The following is a 1,334-nucleotide window of genomic DNA, read 5'->3' as shown; positions in this document are numbered from 1 at the left end:
GATCGCGAGGACATGATCTTCGACCCGGTTCACTACCTCCCGCTGATCGAGCGCAAGATCAATGCCTTGGACCAGGCTGCGCCTCTGGCGGAATGGGACCTGCCCGAAGAGTTCCAGACTTTGCGCCGCCTGATGGAGGCGCGCATGCTCAAGATGGGGCGCCGCGAGTATGTGCAGGTGCTGCGGCTGCTTGAGACCTTTGGCATGGATGACCTGCATGCCGCCGTGAAGAAGGCCCTGAAGCTGGGCGCGGTCGGCTTTGACGCCGTGAAGCACCTCGTGCTTTGCCAGGTCGAGAAGCGCCCCCCAAGGCTTGATCTCGATGTCTACCCCTACCTGCCGCGGGCGAACGTCGAGACGACGCGTGCGGCCAGCTACATGGCCTTGATGTCGGAGGCGGCGGAATGAGCGAGGCTCCGAAGATCCTGCTTGCCCACCATCTGAAGACGCTGAAGCTGCCCACCTTCCTGCGGGAACACGAGAAGGTTGCGCGCCAATGCGCCGCCGAAGGGTTGGACCATGTCCAATTCCTGTCGCGCCTCGTTGAACTGGAACTCATTGACCGCGAGCGGCGGATGGTCGAGCGCCGCATCAAGGCTGCGAAGTTCCCGGCCACCAAAAGCCTCGACAGCTTCGACTTCAAGGCGATCCCGAAGCTGAACAAGATGCAGGTGCTGGAACTGGCGCGCTGCGAATGGATCGAACGGCGTGAGAACGTGATCGCCCTTGGCCCCAGCGGAACCGGCAAGACCCACATTGCCTTGGGCCTCGGGTTGGCGGCCTGCCAGAAGGGCATGTCTGTCAGCTTCACCACCGCCGCCGCGCTGGTCAACGAGCTGATGGAGGCGCGAGACGAACGTCGGCTGCTGCGCGTCCAGAAGCAGATGGCTGCCGTCAAGCTGCTGATCATCGACGAGCTCGGGTTCGTGCCCCTGTCAAAGACCGGCGCCGAGCTGCTTTTTGAGATGATCTCCCAGCGCTACGAGCGCGGTGCCACGCTGATCACCAGCAATCTGCCCTTCGATGAATGGACCGAGACCTTCGGCACCGAGCGGCTGACCGGCGCGCTCCTCGACCGGTTGACCCACCACGTCAACATCCTCGAGATGAACGGCGAAAGCTATCGCCTCGCGCAAAGTCGCGCGCGCAAGACCGGCGACAACACCTGATCCAAAGTATCAGACTTGGACCTGACGGTCCAAGGCGGCCAGTCACCCGCAAGCTATATGGAGAGCGCGGCTGACTGGCCGCCGCCCATCAGCCGCGTCTCGCGCAAACCCAAAGTGGCCCAATTTTGCGCCGCCCCGTGGCCCAATTTTACTCCGCCGTTGACA

1 protein-coding gene and 1 pseudogene are annotated in these 1,334 nt (G+C 62.9%); both read left to right on the top strand.

All coding sequences use genetic code 11. The features are described 5' to 3' along the window. Nucleotides 1-408 (top strand): annotated as a pseudogene (locus tag ACK8OU_RS20180) (IS21 family transposase); the annotation flags it as partial. Beyond that, nucleotides 405-1,169 carry an IS21-like element helper ATPase IstB gene (istB, locus tag ACK8OU_RS20175; protein ID WP_071165181.1) on the top strand — a complete coding sequence of 255 codons (765 nt, stop codon included), beginning with the start codon at nt 405-407 and terminating at the stop codon, nt 1,167-1,169. The pseudogene ACK8OU_RS20180 and the gene istB, both read left to right, overlap by 4 nt. Nucleotides 1,170-1,334: the final 165 nt, after the last annotated feature.

Source organism: Pontitalea aquivivens, from assembly GCF_046507575.1.
Taxonomy (GTDB): domain Bacteria; phylum Pseudomonadota; class Alphaproteobacteria; order Rhodobacterales; family Rhodobacteraceae; genus Pontitalea; species Pontitalea aquivivens.
The sequence above is the reverse complement of the archived record's forward strand: the minus strand, read 5'-3'. Positions and strand labels throughout refer to the sequence as shown.